Source organism: Bradyrhizobium diazoefficiens, assembly GCF_016612535.1.
In the GTDB taxonomy this organism is placed as follows: domain Bacteria; phylum Pseudomonadota; class Alphaproteobacteria; order Rhizobiales; family Xanthobacteraceae; genus Bradyrhizobium; species Bradyrhizobium diazoefficiens_C.
In genome coordinates, this window is the sequence record NZ_JAENXS010000001.1 from 2,527,313 (window position 1) to 2,542,917 (window position 15,605).

General features: G+C 63.1%; 14 protein-coding genes and 1 pseudogene. 7 read left to right on the plus strand and 8 right to left on the minus strand.

Annotated features, from left to right (window positions below; all coding sequences use genetic code 11):
* Positions 1–68: 68 nt before the first annotated feature.
* A pseudogene (locus JJE66_RS37960) lies at positions 69–236 on the plus strand (N-acyl homoserine lactonase family protein); the annotation flags it as partial.
* A gap of 13 nt (positions 237–249) precedes the next feature.
* Here JJE66_RS37960 and JJE66_RS11910 read toward each other — a convergent pair.
* On the minus strand, positions 250–792 hold the full coding sequence (locus JJE66_RS11910) for a MarR family winged helix-turn-helix transcriptional regulator (RefSeq protein ID WP_200514456.1): 543 nt from the start codon (positions 790–792) through the stop codon (positions 250–252).
* 110 nt (positions 793–902) lie between these two features.
* On the opposite strand from JJE66_RS11910, the gene JJE66_RS11915 reads away from it, so the two are divergent.
* From JJE66_RS11915 to fahA, 5 genes are all read left to right on the plus strand, one after another.
* Positions 903–2,516, plus strand: coding sequence for an FAD-dependent oxidoreductase (locus JJE66_RS11915; RefSeq protein ID WP_200514457.1), 1,614 nt, complete (start codon positions 903–905; stop codon positions 2,514–2,516).
* 8 nt (positions 2,517–2,524) lie between these two features.
* The gene (locus JJE66_RS11920; RefSeq protein WP_045012009.1) at positions 2,525–2,749 is read left to right on the plus strand and encodes a DUF2783 domain-containing protein; all 225 of its coding nucleotides are present in this window, start codon (positions 2,525–2,527) and stop codon (positions 2,747–2,749) included.
* A 38-nt stretch (positions 2,750–2,787) separates the two neighbouring features.
* The gene (locus tag JJE66_RS11925; protein WP_200514458.1) at positions 2,788–3,750 is read left to right on the plus strand and encodes an MBL fold metallo-hydrolase; all 963 of its coding nucleotides are present in this window, start codon (positions 2,788–2,790) and stop codon (positions 3,748–3,750) included.
* A complete protein-coding gene (gene hmgA / locus JJE66_RS11930) occupies positions 3,747–5,093 on the plus strand; it encodes a homogentisate 1,2-dioxygenase (protein WP_200514459.1) in 1,347 nt (448 codons plus the stop codon). The genes JJE66_RS11925 and hmgA overlap by 4 nt, the downstream gene beginning before the upstream one ends.
* Before the next feature lie 154 nt (positions 5,094–5,247).
* Entirely contained in the window at positions 5,248–6,519 is a 1,272-nt protein-coding gene (gene fahA / locus JJE66_RS11935) for a fumarylacetoacetase (protein ID WP_200514460.1), read from the plus strand.
* 109 nt (positions 6,520–6,628) lie between these two features.
* Here fahA and JJE66_RS11940 read toward each other — a convergent pair whose 3' ends face one another.
* Positions 6,629–6,940, minus strand: coding sequence for a DUF1272 domain-containing protein (locus JJE66_RS11940; protein WP_200514461.1), 312 nt, complete (start codon positions 6,938–6,940; stop codon positions 6,629–6,631).
* Between the two features lie 74 nt (positions 6,941–7,014).
* Complete coding sequence (locus tag JJE66_RS11945; protein ID WP_200514462.1) at positions 7,015–7,494, minus strand: Lrp/AsnC family transcriptional regulator; 480 nt, start codon at positions 7,492–7,494, stop codon at positions 7,015–7,017.
* Positions 7,495–7,615: 121 nt separating this feature from the next.
* On the opposite strand from JJE66_RS11945, the gene hppD reads away from it, so the two are divergent.
* Complete coding sequence (gene hppD / locus JJE66_RS11950) at positions 7,616–8,734, plus strand: 4-hydroxyphenylpyruvate dioxygenase (RefSeq protein WP_200514463.1); 1,119 nt, start codon at positions 7,616–7,618, stop codon at positions 8,732–8,734.
* A 152-nt stretch (positions 8,735–8,886) separates the two neighbouring features.
* On the opposite strand, the gene JJE66_RS11955 is transcribed toward hppD, so the two are convergent.
* The 5 genes from JJE66_RS11955 to JJE66_RS11975 form a co-directional block, all read right to left on the minus strand.
* Positions 8,887–10,176, minus strand: a complete 1,290-nt coding sequence (locus tag JJE66_RS11955) for an IS4 family transposase (protein WP_200514464.1) — start codon at positions 10,174–10,176, stop codon at positions 8,887–8,889.
* 235 nt (positions 10,177–10,411) lie between these two features.
* Positions 10,412–11,518 carry a CaiB/BaiF CoA-transferase family protein gene (locus JJE66_RS11960; RefSeq protein WP_200514465.1) on the minus strand — a complete coding sequence of 369 codons (1,107 nt, stop codon included), beginning with the start codon at positions 11,516–11,518 and terminating at the stop codon, positions 10,412–10,414.
* Between the two features lie 194 nt (positions 11,519–11,712).
* Positions 11,713–12,513 (minus strand): xanthine dehydrogenase family protein subunit M, encoded by an 801-nt coding sequence (locus JJE66_RS11965; protein WP_200514466.1) that lies wholly within the window; start codon positions 12,511–12,513, stop codon positions 11,713–11,715.
* Positions 12,514–12,528: 15 nt separating this feature from the next.
* The gene (locus tag JJE66_RS11970) at positions 12,529–14,871 is read right to left on the minus strand and encodes a xanthine dehydrogenase family protein molybdopterin-binding subunit (protein ID WP_200514467.1); all 2,343 of its coding nucleotides are present in this window, start codon (positions 14,869–14,871) and stop codon (positions 12,529–12,531) included.
* An 87-nt stretch (positions 14,872–14,958) separates the two neighbouring features.
* Entirely contained in the window at positions 14,959–15,444 is a 486-nt protein-coding gene (locus JJE66_RS11975; RefSeq protein ID WP_200514468.1) for a (2Fe-2S)-binding protein, read from the minus strand.
* Between the last annotated feature and the right edge of the window lie 161 nt (positions 15,445–15,605).

Sequence of the window (15,605 nt, forward strand, 5' to 3'; positions counted from 1 at the left end):
CTGGAGTAGTGTCTCTATAGCGTAGAGCCCGGCGGTCGCAAGTCGGCCTCCCGAGCGTAACGCTCCTGCTTTCGCAGCAGGCGCAGGGCTGGGAGACGATCGAGCGCCTTGCCGGTTATCCCGACCGCTAAATTCCCGGTCACGATCCACTCGTCACCGAAATCTACCCGCGCGTGAGCGACAAGGTCGATGTCTGGGCGCTGCATCTGCCGCCGTCGGGGTCGTTTGCGAAATGACGGCTGAGTCCGACTAATATGCCTGTTTGGCGTCCGCCTCTTCGCTGGTCTGGACCAGGTCGAGACTCTCTTCGATCTTGCCGAGCAGCACGGAGAGCTGCTTGCGCTCCTGTGCCGAGAGGCACGCGAGAATCTCGTCTTCCCGCCGCAACAGCTGCGGGAACAGCTCTTCGTAAAGCGCGCGGCCCTTCTTCGTCAGTTGCAGGCGGAATTCGCGCCGGTCGGCCTCGTTCTCGACCCGTTCGATTAGGCCGCCTTGCAGCAGCGTGGTCACCGCGCGGCTGATGGTGGATTTGTGAGTGCGGGTGCATTGCGAGATGTATTGCGCGCTACAGGCGTCGTTGCGGAAGCCGAGCGTCGCAATCACGCGCCAAGCCGGAATGTCGAGACCGTGGCGCTCCTGATATTCGACCGCGAGTGCGGAACTGACTTCCGCCGCGAGCCGGTTGAAGCGGAACGGCACGAACTTGAACAAATCGAGCCGCGACTTTGACCGCGGTGAAACCTCGTCGGCTTCGCGTGTCTTTAGCGCGATCTCGCTGGATGTTCTCGCCAAAGCCTGCGCTCCGAATTCCAGTTGACGACCGGCTGGCTCCGGTCCAAAATAGTTGCATATGAGACTATCTAGCAGACCAGTCCTCTCCTGACCAGAGCCGAGGCTCGTGTATGGCACAGGCCAAGACCCAGTTCGGCTATCGCCGCCATCCCGACCAGGACCGTCCCGGCCAAAGCCCGGCCGAGCATCCGGTCGTGGTCGTCGGCGCGGGCCCGGTGGGGCTGTCGCTGGCGATCGATCTGGCCCAGCGCGGCCAGTGCGTCGTGCTTCTCGACGACGCCGATCGCATCGGTAAAGGATCGCGCGCGATCTGTTTCTCGAAGCGCTCGCTGGAATATTGGGACCGGCTCGGCGTCGGCGACCGCATGGTCGAGAAGGGCGTGGTCTGGAGCGTCGGCCGCATCTTTCATGGCGAGTCCCAGCTCTATCAGTTCAACCTGCTGCCCGAGGATGGCCACAAGCGGCCCGCCTTCATCAATCTCCAGCAATATTACGCCGAGGCCTATCTGGTCGATCGCGTCAGTGATCTCAACGGGATCGACCTGCGCTGGAGCAACAAGGTGACAGCGCTGGAGCAACGCAACGATTCCGTTGTGCTGACGATCGAGACGCCCGAGGGCGCCTATCGCCTGCATGCGCAATATGTCGTCGCTTGCGACGGCGCGCGCTCCTCGCTGCGGCAGATGGTCGGTGCCGATTTCGCGGGCCAGGTGTTCGAGGACCAGTTCCTGATCGCCGACGTCAAGATGACCGCGGAATTCCCGACCGAGCGCTGGTTCTGGTTCGATCCGCCGTTCCATGCCGGACGTTCGGCGCTGCTGCACAAGCAGCCCGACAACGTCTGGCGCATCGATCTCCAACTGAATCGTTACGCCGATCCCGTGGTCGAGAAAAAGCCGGACAATGTGCGGCCGCGGATCGCGCGCATGCTTGGCCACGACGAGTTCGAGTTCGAGTGGATTTCACTCTACAAATTCCAGTGCCGGCGGATGGATCGCTTCCTCCATGGCCGCGTGATTTTTGCGGGTGATTCGGCGCACCAGGTCTCGCCCTTCGGCGCGCGTGGCGCGAATTCGGGGCTTGAGGACGCCGAGAATCTCGCGTGGAAGCTCGACCGCGTGCTCCGCGGCAAATCGCCTGCGGGACTGCTCGAGAGCTATCATGTCGAGCGCAGCAGGGCTGCCGACGAGAACATCCGCGAATCCACCCGTTCGACCGATTTCATGGCGCCGAATTCACATCAGGAAGCGCGGCTGCGTCAGGCGGTGCTGTCACTGGCCAAGGAGACGGAATTCGGCAAGCGCATGGTCAATGGCGGCCGGCTCTCGGTGCCGTGCAGCTATGATACGCCTCTGTCATCGCGCGAAGCGGATCCGTGGCGCAGTGGACCATCTCCCGGCTGTTCCATGCTCGACGCGCCGGTTGCGACGCGTGCGGGGCAGCAGGCCTATTTGACGGATGCTTTCCTCAAGGGTGGAACGGACTTCACCTTGCTGTCGTTCAGCAATGGCGCGGCGATCGATGCGCCCGATGGCGTGAAGGACATTCGCATCGGCGGCGAGGACGGACTTGCCGATTCCCTGGGCCTCGTCGCCAAGCGCTATGATGCCGAGCCGGGCTCTGCCTATCTGCTCAGGCCTGACGGCTACGTCGCAGCGCGATTCCGCCATCCGACGCGTGAGGCGATCGCGACCGCACTGGCGCAGGCTACAGGCGTGAATTGAGGTTTCGTATGCCGCTTTCTACCAGTTCCAACTTCGCGCGACCCGACGACGCCTTTCGTGCCATCGTCGAGGCGCATCGCGGCCTCACCGACGAGCAGAGCGCCGATTTCGACGCGGCGCTGGTGCTGATCCTCGCCAACCATATCGGCGACATCGACGTGCTGCGCGAGGCCATCGTGCTTGCCAAGCGCCGCATGATCGACGGTCAGCAGCAACAACAGCAACAACAATAGCCCCAAGAACCTCGAGCAAAGACTTTAAGGATGAACTGATGGCGAAGAACTTCGCTTCTACCGGCGACCTCTCCGAGAAGAAGATCACTTTCTCCGAGATCGGCAGCGATCTCTATGCCTTCACCGCCGAGGGCGACCCGAACACTGCGATCATCGTCGGTGACGACGGTTGCCTCGTGTTCGACGCGCAATCGACGCCCGCGATGGCCAACAAGGTGATCGAGCGCGTGCGCACCGTCACCGACAAGCCGATCAAATACGTCGTGCTGTCGCACTATCACGCCGTGCGCGTGCTGGGGGCCTCCGCCTACAGGGCACAGGGCATCGTCGCATCGCAGGAGACTCATCGTCTCATCGAGGAGCGCGGCCAGCAGGATTGGGATTCCGAATATGGCCGTTTCCCCCGCCTGTTCCAGGACGCTTCGAGCATTCCCGGTCTGACCTGGCCGACACTGACCTTCGAAGGCGAGATGTCGATCTATCTAGGCAAGCGCGAGGTGCGGCTGATGCAGCTTGGCGCCGGCCACACCTCGGGCGACATCGTCGCCTGGGTGCCGGATGCGGAAGTCATGTTCTCCGGCGATCTCATCGAATATCACTCGGCCTGCTATTGCGGCGACGCGCATTTGCGCGAATGGCCGCTGACGCTGAACGAGATCCGCAACTTCAATCCCAAGGCGATCGCGCCGGGGCGCGGCGATGCGCTGAAGGGAACTGCCACGGTGCGCGAAGCCATCGCGATGACGCGCGACTTCGTCACCTCGCTCTACGGTGCGGCCGAAATCTCCGTTGCCAAGGGACGCACGCTGAAGGAATCGATGGCCGCGACGCGCGAGGTGATGGATCCGAAATTCCACAGTTTCGCCATCTACGAGCACTGCCTGCCGTTCAATGTGTCGCGCGCCTTCGACGAGGCGTCGGGGATCGACGATCCCGTGATCTGGACCGACAAGCGCGACCAGGAAATGTGGGCCGCCCTGCAAGGAGGAGGATCGTCATGAACATCAATACCTCGCCTGATCAGATCATCCGAAGCTCGGCGCAGGTCACGCCGGGCTACATGTCCGGCTTCGGCAACAGCTTTGAGACCGAGGCGTTGCCGGGCGCGCTGCCGATCGGGCGCAACTCGCCGCAGCGCTGCGCCTATGGCCTCTATGCCGAACAGCTCTCGGGTTCGCCCTTCACGGCGCCACGCGGCACCAATGAGCGCTCCTGGCTCTACCGTATCCGTCCGTCGGTGAAGCATTCCGGCCGTTTCGAGAAGGCCGATGCCGGCCTGTGGCGCTCGGCGCCCTGCCACGAGAATGACTTGCCGATCGCGCAGCTGCGCTGGGATCCGGCGCCGATCCCGAAGGAGGACAAGACCTTCCTTCAGGGCGTGCAGACCATGACGACCGCCGGCGATGTCAACACGCAGGCCGGCATGGCCGCGCATGTCTATCTCATCACCAAATCGATGGTGGACCAGCATTTCTACAATGCCGATGGCGAGATGATGTTCGTGCTCCAGCAGGGAAACTTGCGCCTCGTTACCGAGTTCGGCCGCATCGACGCCGAGCCCGGCGAGATCGTGGTGATCCCACGCGGCGTCAAGTTCCGCGTCGAGATCCCGAACGGTCCCGCGCGCGGCTACCTCTGCGAAAACTACGGCGGCGCCTTCACGCTGCCGGAGCGCGGGCCGATCGGCGCCAATTGCCTCGCCAACGCACGCGACTTCCTCACCCCGGTCTCGAACTACGAGGACAAGGACACGCCGACCGAATTGTTCGTGAAATGGGGCGGTTCGCTGTTCAAGACACAGCTCGCCCATTCGCCGATCGACGTCGTCGCCTGGCACGGCAATTACGCGCCCTACAAATACGATCTGCGCGCGTTCTCGCCAGTCGGCGCCATCGCCTTCGACCATCCCGATCCCTCGATCTTCACGGTGCTGACCTCGCCCTCGGAGACCGCAGGCACCGCGAATATCGACTTCGTCATCTTCCCCGAGCGCTGGATGGTCGCGGAAAATACCTTCCGGCCGCCCTGGTATCATATGAACATCATGAGCGAGTTCATGGGGCTGATCTACGGCGTCTACGACGCCAAGCCGCAGGGCTTTGTGCCTGGTGGTATCAGCCTGCACAATTGCATGCTGCCGCACGGCCCCGACCGCGACGCCTTCGAGCACGCCAGCAACGGCGAATTGAAACCGGTGAAGCTGACCGGCACCATGGCCTTCATGTTCGAGACCCGCTACCCGCAGCGCGTCACAGCGCATGCCGCCAACGCGGCGACGCTCCAGGACGACTACGCGGATTGCTGGAAGGGACTTGAGAAGCGCTTCGATCCGAACAGGCCGTAGCTTCCTGGTCCTCCACCTCCGTCATGCCCGGGCAGAAGCGCGAAGTGCGTCTTCGCGCTACATGTCCCGGGCATCCACGTGTTGACGTGCACTAGACAGATCGTCGATGGCCGGGACAAGCCCGGCCATGACGGTCTCAAGCTCGGAGAGTCATGTGCCCCACCCCAACGATCCCAGCCTTCGCTCCTTCATCGAAATCGATCCCGCCTCGGATTTCCCGATCCAGAACCTTCCCTACGGCGTGTTCTCGACCGCGGCCAATCCGACGCCGCGCGTCGGCGTTGCCATCGGCAGTTACGTGCTCGATCTCTGGGAACTCGAGCAGGACTCTCGGCTCGACGTTGGCCCGCTCGGCGTGTTCTCCGGACCCTCGCTCAATCCCTTCATGGCCCTTGGACCACAGGTCTGGAGCAGGACGCGGGCGCGGATCAGCGAGCTGCTGCGGCACGATCATCCGGAGCTGCGTGACAATGAGGAGCTGCGCAAGCAGGCGCTGGTGCCGATCCGGGATGCAAAACTGCATCTGCCGTTCGCGGTGTCTGGCTACACCGACTTCTATTCGTCCAAGGAGCACGCCACCAATGTCGGCGTGATGTTCCGCGGCAAGGACAATGCGCTGCAGCCGAACTGGCTGCATATGCCGATCGGCTATAACGGCCGTGCGTCCACCGTCGTCGTCTCCGGGACCAAGGTGAAGCGTCCGAGCGGGCAGTTGAAGCCGCCAAACGTGGAAGTGCCGAGCTTCGGCCCATGCAAACGGCTCGACTTCGAGCTGGAGATGGGTGTCGTGGTCGGCCAGCCTTCGCCGATGGGAGGGATGCTGACGGAGAGCCAGGCCGAGGAAATGATCTTCGGTTTCGTGCTGCTCAACGACTGGAGTGCGCGCGACATCCAGCAGTGGGAGTATGTGCCGTTGGGTCCGTTCCTCGCCAAGGCTTTCGCGACGTCGATCAGCCCGTGGGTGGTGATGCGCGAGGCGCTGGAGCCGTTCCGCTTGAAGGGGCCGGCGCAGGAGCCAGTGCCGCTGGATTACCTCAAGCAGGCCAAGCCGCAGAACTACGATCTCGAGCTCGACGTCTCCTTGCGCGCTGCCGGCGCCAATGCGCCCGCGGGCATCAGCCGCACCAATTTCAAGTACATGTACTGGTCGTCCGTGCAGCAGCTGATGCACCACGCCTCCAGCGGCTGTGCCATGAATGTCGGCGATCTGCTGGGGTCCGGCACCATCTCCGGTCCTGAGAAGAACCAGCGCGGCAGCCTTTTGGAGATCAGCTGGAACGGGACCGAGCCGGTCGAACTGCCCGGCGGCGCCAAGCGTTCGTTCCTGGAGGACGGCGACAGCCTCGTGATGCGCGGCTGGTGCCAGGGCAACGGCTATCGCGTCGGGTTTGGCGAGGTCGAGGGGACGATTTTTCCGGCGGGGTGATGTTCTCTCGTCATTGCGAGGAGCTCTTGCGACGAAGCAAATCCAGACTGTCACCGCGGAGAGATTCCGGATTGCTTCGCTGCGCTCGCAATGGCGGAGTCGAGGCAGTTCACCGCTTCTCCGGCGGCACCTCGCGTACTCTCGCGCAATGGGCAGCGACGTCGTCCACGCCGTACTTCAGATGCACCCGTTTGTCGGACGGCGCCTGCCTGCTCGTGCACACGCCTCGCCGCCATTCCTGCGTCGGCCTGATCGGGCGCGGCGCAAAACCACCGCCGCAGTTCGGGCAGACGTTGGAGAGTTTCGTCTCCACGCAATCCGCGCAGAACGTGCATTCATAGGAGCAGATCCGCGCATTCGTTGCGTTGGGCGGCAGGTCGCGGTCGCAATATTCGCAGTTCGGTCGAAGCTCGAGGGCCATGGCAGAATCTCCGCACATTAACGTGGATCATCGCAGACCGCGCGCGGGACGCGAATGGCGTAGTTCCCTCGATTTCAGCCAGCCTTGAGATCCCTAAGCGGCAGCTTTGAGCTTTCCTTGAGCCGATCGAGCACGATCGAGGAGCGCACATGCGCTACGCTCTGGTGCGGCATCAGCACGTCGTTGACGAGGTTGGACAGCCCTTTCAGATCGCGCAGCACGGCTTTTAAAACGTAATCGGCGTCGCCGGTGAGCGAATAGGCCTCCTGAATTTCGTCGATCCGGTTCACCAGCGCGCGAAAGCGTTTTGAGTTATCCGGCGAGTGGGTTGCAAGCCCGACCTGGATGAAGGCAATCACGCCGAAGCCGAGCGCCTCGCTGGAGAGGTCGGCGTGGTAGCCAGCGATGACTTTCTCTTCTTCCAGCCGCATCCGCCGGCGCGAGCATTGCGAGGCCGAGAGGCCGGCTAGCTCGGCAAGCTCCTGGTTGGTGAGGCGGCCATCATCCTGGAGTGCGCCCAGGATCTTGAGGTCGAAGGCATCCACGGAAATCATGCGTCTTTTGTCCATTTCGTGCACGGATCATGCATATGTTAGCCAAATTCCATCCCGTTTGCATGCTCCTTGCGCATCTTATGAAGGATAGTTCCCTCCAGCAGCAATTTGGGAGAGCGCCATGGGTCCGTTTCCGCACGATGCACCGCCGGCAACGATCACCGCCGACAATCCGATGGGCACCGACGGGTTCGAATTCGTCGAATATGCGCATCCCAATCCGGAAGAGTTGCACGCGTTGTTCAAGCTGATGGGCTACGCGCCCGTCGCGCGCCACAAGACCAAGACCATCACGGTCTATCGCCAGGGCGACATCAACTACCTCGTCAACGAGGAGCCCGGCACCCACGGTTACGACTTCGTCGCCGCGCATGGCCCTTGTGCGCCGTCGATGGCGTTCCGCGTGGTCGACGCGAAGGCGGCCTATGACCGCGCCATCTCGCTCGGCGCGGCGCCAGCCAATGTATCATCCGCGCAGAAGACGCTCGACGTGCCCGCGATCAAGGGCATCGGCGGGAGCCTGCTCTACTTCGTCGATCGCTACGGCGCCAACGGCTCGGCCTACGATGCCGAGTACGAATGGCTGGGTGCACGCGATCCGCGTCCCGCCGGCGCCGGTCTGTTCTATCTCGATCACCTTACCCATAACGTCCATCGCGGTCGCATGGACGTGTGGACTGGCTTCTACGAAAAGCTGTTCAACTTCCGCCAGATCCGCTTTTTCGACATCGAGGGCCGTGCGTCGGGCCTGTTCTCGCGCGCGCTGACGAGTCCCGACGGCAAGATCCGGATTCCGATCAACGAGGACGCCGGCGATTCCGGCCAGATCGAGGAATATCTGAAGATCTATCGCGGCGAGGGCATCCAGCACATCGCCTGCGGCTGCAGCGACATCTATCGCACCATCGAAGGCCTGCGCGAGGCCGGCCTGCCCTTCATGCCGGCGCCGCCCGAGACCTATTTCGAGCGGATCGATGCGCGCCTGCCCAAGCATGGCGAAGATCTCGCCCGCCTGCAGAAGAGCGGCATCCTGATCGACGGCGAAGGCGTGGTCGACGGCGGCCAGACCAAGGTGCTCTTGCAGATCTTCTCGGCCAACGCGATCGGCCCGATCTTCTTCGAGTTCATCCAGCGCAAGGGCGACGACGGCTTCGGCGAGGGCAATTTCAAGGCGCTGTTCGAGTCGATCGAGGAGGACCAGATTCGGCGCGGGGTGCTGAAGGTGGACACGGCGGCGTAGGCCGCGGCTGTTGCCCTCACTGCTGCCTCACAACAGATGTCGCCCGGCGAAGGCCGCGACCCATAACCCCAGGCTTTTATTGCTGCGCGACAGCATTAACTCCGAATCCCCGTAACCACAACTTCCTGGGGGTATGGGTCCCGGCCTTCGCCCTAGGGCATGCACATATCTCTGAGGCTCCATCCGGCTGCGAGGGCATGGAAGTATTGGAGACCGTTTCTGAAGGTGATGGGACCCGGGGGCCTGGAAGATGGATAGCCATCCCAACCGCCGAGGCGGCCAATGATCCAGGCGGCCCAAGGCAAGCTGTCAGGCAGATACGGGTTCTTGAGCCGCTTACTTTTGGCTTCGTACTGCCGGTTCAGGGCGGCCAGCATTGCGATCTCGCTGGCGTTGAAGGCGATGTGGGCGGACTGCTTGCTGCCGTCACGCGCTTGTAGGAGCTGGATCGTGATCACAGCCGCTTTGGCAGCGATGGCCACCAGCTTCAGGAGCCGGTCGGCGGAACCGATTTGGCTGTCCTCAAGCTTGAGGCCTTGTGTCTTGAGAACGCGGAAGAACTGCTCGATGATCCAGCGCTGCTTGTACCATTCGACGATGCGCCAGGCGCCCTCTGCAGCTGCGACCTCATGAGAAGTGAGAAGACACCAATGTAGTGGCTCGACGTCGGAGCCGGCATTGATCTCGCGGACATCGACGATGGCCAGATGCAGGCTCTTCGGCAAATCGCGCAGGAACTTGCTTTGCGGCCGGGCCAGTTCGATTGCACCAAAGCGAAGTTCGAGGTCAGCCTGACGTGCCGGCCGTTGCGCACGCGCAGGCAATTGGATCGTACGCCGCTCTATCGGCACCATGGCGTCGATGGCCGCATACAAACCCGCCGAGTCGGCCAGCTTGCGGTCATGCATGCTGCGGGCGATGACGTGATAGCCATGCTCGGCCGCGCTGGCATAAAGAGCAAAGATGTCGCTCTCACGGTCGCCAAGCAGGGTCACCCCTGTGGCGCTCGCAAGCAGCGGCTTGGCTGCAAGAGCCGTGGCACTCCAGCGCTGCGATTCCTTGTCTGACAGCTCGCGGCTGTCATGCGAGAGGGTCCGACGGCCCTCACGCGTCCACACCTCGCCGGTCAAAAGCCCCAGGCAGGTGCCATTGTCTGCATCCACCGCCAGCAATGGGTGCAGCAGCACGCCGTGACTATTGCCATGGCCGATCTCCCCCAGCCCGCGACGGCGTTGCGGCGTGGTGTTGAAGTGGATCTCACTGGTGTCCTGGATCGCCAGAACGTGACGCCCCTCGACGGCTGCAACCGTGCTTTCACTCCAGCTTTCGATGATCCGCTCTGTTGTCACCTTGTCGTGGCCGAGAAAGCGGTTGAACCGTACCTCCAGGCTACGGTCCCCTCTGGAGAGCTGCCGCAGGCAGACATTCTTGCCAGCAACCATGCGTCCGACAAGCGCCGCCCCCCTTTATCGAGACGACGATCCCCGAACCGGCCCAACGTCCAGTCAATTCGTGACAACATGGCGGCACCTCCATTCGATCAGAAGTGCCGCAATAGAAATCACACGAATTCCCGATTCTGAAATCCCCCCGCCTCGACCTGAGTCAATCCGCCGCACCAGATATGTGCATGCCCTAGGGCCTTCGCCGGGACGACGGCGGAGTGCGTAGTGGAGATTACCTCTTCCACGCCTTCGTCACCGCCGCGATCTCTGCCCCCTCCGGCTCGCGCACCGCCGACGGCGTGCGCGAAAACCGAGGCGCAGGTGCCGGCTGTTTCACGCCGTGGCGCTCGACGAAGACGTTGCGGGCGATCATGTGCGGATGTTGCGTCGCTTCCGACATGGTCAGCACCGGCGCGAAGCAGATGTCGGTGCCTTCCATGATCTTGCACCAGTCCTCGCGCGTTTTGCTCTTGAACACGGCCTGCAGCTTCGCCTTCAGCGCAGGCCACGCCTTGCGGTCCATCTGCGCGTCGAAATCGGCGTCGGTCAGGCCGGCGTGCTCACGCAGCAGCGCGTAGAACTGCGGCTCGATTGAGCCGATCGAGACGAAATGCCCGCAGGCGCATTCATATACGCCGTAGAAATGCGCGCCGCCGTCGAGAAAGTTCTGGTTGCGGCCTTCGGTCCAGCGACCGAGCGTGGTCATGTCGAAGAAGAACGACATCAGAGATGCCGCGCCGTCGCACATTGCGGCATCGACAACCTGACCCTTGCCGGACTTTTGCGCTTCCAAAAGTGCAGCGAGCACCCCGACGACCATATAGAGCGCGCCGCCGCCGAAATCGCCGACCAGGTTGAGCGGCGGTACCGGTGCTTCCTTGGTGCCGATCGCGGCCAGCGCGCCGGTGATGGAGATATAGTTGATGTCGTGGCCGGCGGCGTTGGCCAACGGGCCTTCCTGGCCCCAACCGGTCATGCGGCCGTAGACCAATTTTGGATTGCGCGCGAGCACAACGTCCGGGCTGAGCCCGAGGCGTTCCATGACACCTGGACGGAAACCCTCAACCAGCGCATCGGCGGTGGCGAGGAGGTCGAGCACCTCGGCGATCGCCGCCGTGTCCTTGAGATCGAGCTCGACCACCTTGCGCCCGCGCCCCGCCACCGACTTCATGCTCTTCTTCGCGCCGACGCGGTCGAGCGTAACGACATCGGCGCCCATGTCGGCCAGCATCATGCAGGCGAACGGGCCGGGTCCGATGCCGGCGAATTCGACGATGCGGAAGCCCGACAGCGGGCCGGAGGTGCGGACGGAGGAATTTTGGGCTGATTTATCGAGCACGTTGTTGCTTCCTCGGGTCGCGGGCGGATGCCGATGGTCCGGCAATCGCCTCGGACGTTCCTCTGTGGGGAGTTAATTGGCTGATTAACTTTTCCCGCCTTCACGCCAGCGAGGCAAGCGGTTTTCGTGATGCACCTCCAAAATAAAAGCGGCGCGCATTCTGCGCGCCGCGAAAGGTTTGTGTTGAGGCGCTACTAACCTGCGGCAGTCACAGCGCGTTGCGCCATCACCTTGATCAAGTTGGCGCGATACTCCGCCGTGCCGTGAATGTCGGCCAGCAGATTGCTCGCCGAAATGCTGACGCCGTCGATCGCAGCCGGCGACCAGTTCGCCTTCAGCGCGGCCTCGATCGCGGGCACCCGCATCACGCCGCTCTGCGACGCGCCGGTCGCGGCGACGCGGATCTCGCCCGACTTCGTCTGCGCGACGAAGACGGCGGTCAGCGCGAAGCGCGAGGCCGGGTGCCGCATCTTGGCGTAGCCCGCCTTCGCCGGAACCGGGAACGACACGGCCGTGATGATCTCGCCGTCTTCAAGCACCGTCGTGAACAGGCCCTGGAAGAAGTCCTCCGCCGGGATCGACCGCTTGTTGGTCTTCACAGTGGCCCCGAGCGCGAGCAGCGCGGCCGGATAGTCCGCGGCGGGATCGTTGTTGGCGATCGAGCCGCCGATCGTGCCACGGTAGCGCACCGCGGGATCCCCGATCAGCGACGCCAGATAGGCGAGCGCGGGGATCGCCTTCTTGGCGGCCTCGCTGGTGGCGACATCGTAATGCGGCGTGGCGGCCTTGATGGTCACCGTGTCGCCGGAGGCTTCGACGCCGATCAACTCCTTGATCTTGCCGAGATCGATCACGTCGGAGGGGCTGGCGAGCCGCTGCTTCATCACCGGGAGCAGCGTTTGGCCGCCTGCGAGGAATTTCGCCTCGCTGCCTTTGGCGAAGAGGGAGGCGGCTTCGTCGACCGAGGAGGCGCGATGATAGGTGGTCTGGTACATCTTTGATGCTCCCTCTTAAGCCGCGTGGATCGTGCGCCACACCCGATCCGGGGTTGCGGGCATTTCCAGATTGTTCTTGCCGATCGCATCCGTAATCGCGTTGATCACGGCCGCAGAGGCGCCGATCGCGCCGGCTTCACCGCAACCCTTGATGCCCAAGGGATTGCCCGGGCACAGCGTCGTGGTGTGGGAGAGGTTGAACGAGGGCAGATCGTCGGCACGCGGCATGGAATAGTCCATGAACGAGGCCGTGACCGGCTGGCCGTTGGCATCGTAGATCGCGTGCTCGAGCAGCGCCTGCCCGATACCTTGGGCAAGTCCGCCATGGACCTGGCCCTCGACAATCATCGGGTTGATCAGCCGGCCGAAATCGTCGGCTGCGACGAAGTTGACGAAGCTGGTCTTTCCGGTGCCGGGATCGACCTCGAGCTCGCAGATATAGGCGCCGGCCGGGAAGGTGAAGTTGGTGGGGTCGTAGAAGGCGCTTTCCTTCAGACCCGGCTCCATCCCGTCGGGCAGATTGTGCGCGGTGTAGGCCGCGAGCGCGACCATCGGAAAGGCGATCGCCTTGTCGGTGCCTGCCACCTTGAACTCGCCGTTCTCGATGACGATGTCGCCCTCGGACGCCTCCAGCGCATGCGCTGCAATCTTCTTCGCCTTGGACTCCATCTTCTCCATCGCCTTCAGAATGGCGGTGAGACCGACGGCCGCCGAGCGCGAGCCGTAGGTGCCCATGCCGAACTGCACCTTGTCGGTGTCGCCATGCACGATCGAGACCTGGCTGATGGGAACGCCGAGGCGTTCCGCGACGAGCTGGCAGAAGGTGGTTTCGTGACCCTGGCCGTGGCTGTGCGAGCCGGTGAGGATCTCGATGGTGCCGACCGGGTTGACGCGCACCTCGGCGGATTCCCAAAGACCGACGCCGGCGCCCAGGCTACCGACTGCCTTCGACGGCGCGATGCCGCAGGCCTCGATGTAGCAGGATACGCCGATGCCGCGCAGCTTGCCTTCTGTCTTCGCCTTGGCCTTGCGCCCGGCAAAGCCGGCATAGTCGATCGCCTTCATCGCGGCGTCGAGCGAGGCGTTGAAGTCGCCGGTGTCATAGGCCATGATCACCGGCGTCTGGTGCGGGAACTGGGTAATGAAGTTGGTCCGGCGGAGCGCTGCCGGATCGACGTTGAGTTGCCGTGCCGCCGTTTCCATCAGCCGTTCGATCAGATAGCTCGCCTCAGGCCGGCCCGCGCCGCGATAGGCATCGACGGGCGTGGTGTTGGTGTAGACGCCCACCACTTCGGCATGGATCGCCGGGATGTTGTACTGGCCCGACAGCAGCGTCGCGTAGAGATAGGTCGGCACCGAGGACGAGAACAGCGACATGTAGGCGCCGAAATTGGCGTAGGTCTTCACCTTCAACCCGGTGATCTTGTTGTTGGCGTCGAACGCCATCTCGGCATGGGTGACGTGGTCACGGCCATGCGCGTCGGTGAGGAAGGCCTCGGTGCGGTCGCCGGTCCATTTCACCGGACGGCCGACCTTCTTCGAGGCCCACAGCGCCACCATCTCTTCGGGATAGATGAAGATTTTTGAGCCGAAGCCGCCGCCGACGTCGGGGGCGATCACGCGCAGCTTGTGCTCGGGAGCGATGTTGTAGAACGCTGACAGCACCAGGCGGGCGACGTGCGGGTTCTGCGAAGTCGTATAGAGCGTAAAGTGCTCTTCAGCCGCATCGTAATCGGCGATCGCCGCGCGGGGCTCCATCGCGTTCGGCGCGAGGCGATTGTTGGTGACGTCGAGCTTCACGACATTGGCGGCCTTGGCGAAGGCGGCATCCGTCGCGCCCTCGTCGCCGATCACCCAGTCATAGACCTGGTTGCCCGGCGCTTCGGGATGAAGCTGCGGCGCGCCGGCCTTGATGGCGGCGTGGACGTCAGCAACTGCCGGAAGCTCTTCATAGTCCACGACCACGGCCTCGGCGGCGTCGCGCGCCAGATTCTTGCTGTCGGCGATTACGACTGCGACGGCTTGTCCGACGAAGCGCACCGTCTCCGGCGCCATCGCCGGCCATGCGCCCATTTTCATCGGGCTGCCGTCCTTGGAGGTGATGGCCCAGCCGCAGATGAGGTTGCCGACCTTGTCGTCGACGATCTGCTGGCCCGTGAGAACCGCGACGACGCCGGGCATGCTAAGCGCGGCGGAGGAGTCGATCCCCTTCACCTTGGCGTGCGCATGCGGGCTTCTGATGAAATGGGCATGGGTCATGCCCTGCAGCTTGATGTCGTCGACGTACCGGCCCTTGCCGGTGATGAAACGCTTATCTTCCTTGCGCACGACGCGCGCGCCGATGCCTTCAACACCCATTGTCTGGTCCTCCCGACCGGAAATTCTTGTTCTGCGCTTTCCATCGAAAGCGACAGTGGTGGTCTTTGTCGTTCGAGGCGAGCCGCTTTACTCGGCCGCCTGCGAGACCTTCATGCGTCCGGCTGCATCCAGCACGGCTTTGACGATGTTGTGGTAGCCGGTGCAGCGGCAGATATTGCCTTCCAGCTCTTGGCGCACGGTCGCCTCGTCGAGCTCGCCACCATGGCGGTGCACGATGTCGATCGCCGACATGATCATGCCTGGGGTGCAATAGCCGCACTGGAGGCCGTGATTGTCGCGGAAGGCGGCCTGCATCGGGTGCAGCTCGTCGCCCTTGGCGATGCCTTCGATGGTGGTGACGTTGGCGCCATCGGCCTGTCCCGCCAGCATGGTGCAGGATTTTACGGCTTTGCCGTCCATGTGCACGACGCAGGCGCCGCACTGGCTGGTGTCGCAGCCGACATGGGTCCCGGTGAGGTTGAGGTGATCGCGCAAGAGATGGACCAGCAGCGTGCGGTCCTCGACGTCGACAGTAACGGCCTTGCCGTTCACTGTCAGTTTGACTGTAGACACGGTGAAGTCCTCCCGGGGATCGATTTTGATTGTTTCTAATTAGAGACCGCCGCCCCCCGACTTTGCAACTAGGATTTTGGTCGCCCCGGTCATGGAAAGGTCATTGATCCGGCTGCAGATGTAATGATTTGAGCAGCCAGATCGTCATTTCCAGCGCTGCG

Coding starts and splice junctions, on each gene's coding strand:
- JJE66_RS11915 (WP_200514457.1), top strand. CDS start 903: ATGGCACAGGCCAAGACCCAGTTCGGCTATCGCCGCCATCCCGACCAG.
- JJE66_RS11920 (WP_045012009.1), top strand. CDS start 2,525: ATGCCGCTTTCTACCAGTTCCAACTTCGCGCGACCCGACGACGCCTTT.
- JJE66_RS11925 (WP_200514458.1), top strand. CDS start 2,788: ATGGCGAAGAACTTCGCTTCTACCGGCGACCTCTCCGAGAAGAAGATC.
- hmgA (WP_200514459.1), top strand. CDS start 3,747: ATGAACATCAATACCTCGCCTGATCAGATCATCCGAAGCTCGGCGCAG.
- JJE66_RS11940 (WP_200514461.1), bottom strand. CDS start 6,940: ATGGCCCTCGAGCTTCGACCGAACTGCGAATATTGCGACCGCGACCTG.
- JJE66_RS11945 (WP_200514462.1), bottom strand. CDS start 7,494: ATGATTTCCGTGGATGCCTTCGACCTCAAGATCCTGGGCGCACTCCAG.
- hppD (WP_200514463.1), top strand. CDS start 7,616: ATGGGTCCGTTTCCGCACGATGCACCGCCGGCAACGATCACCGCCGAC.
- JJE66_RS11955 (WP_200514464.1), bottom strand. CDS start 10,176: ATGGTTGCTGGCAAGAATGTCTGCCTGCGGCAGCTCTCCAGAGGGGAC.
- JJE66_RS11965 (WP_200514466.1), bottom strand. CDS start 12,513: ATGTACCAGACCACCTATCATCGCGCCTCCTCGGTCGACGAAGCCGCC.
- JJE66_RS11970 (WP_200514467.1), bottom strand. CDS start 14,871: ATGGGTGTTGAAGGCATCGGCGCGCGCGTCGTGCGCAAGGAAGATAAG.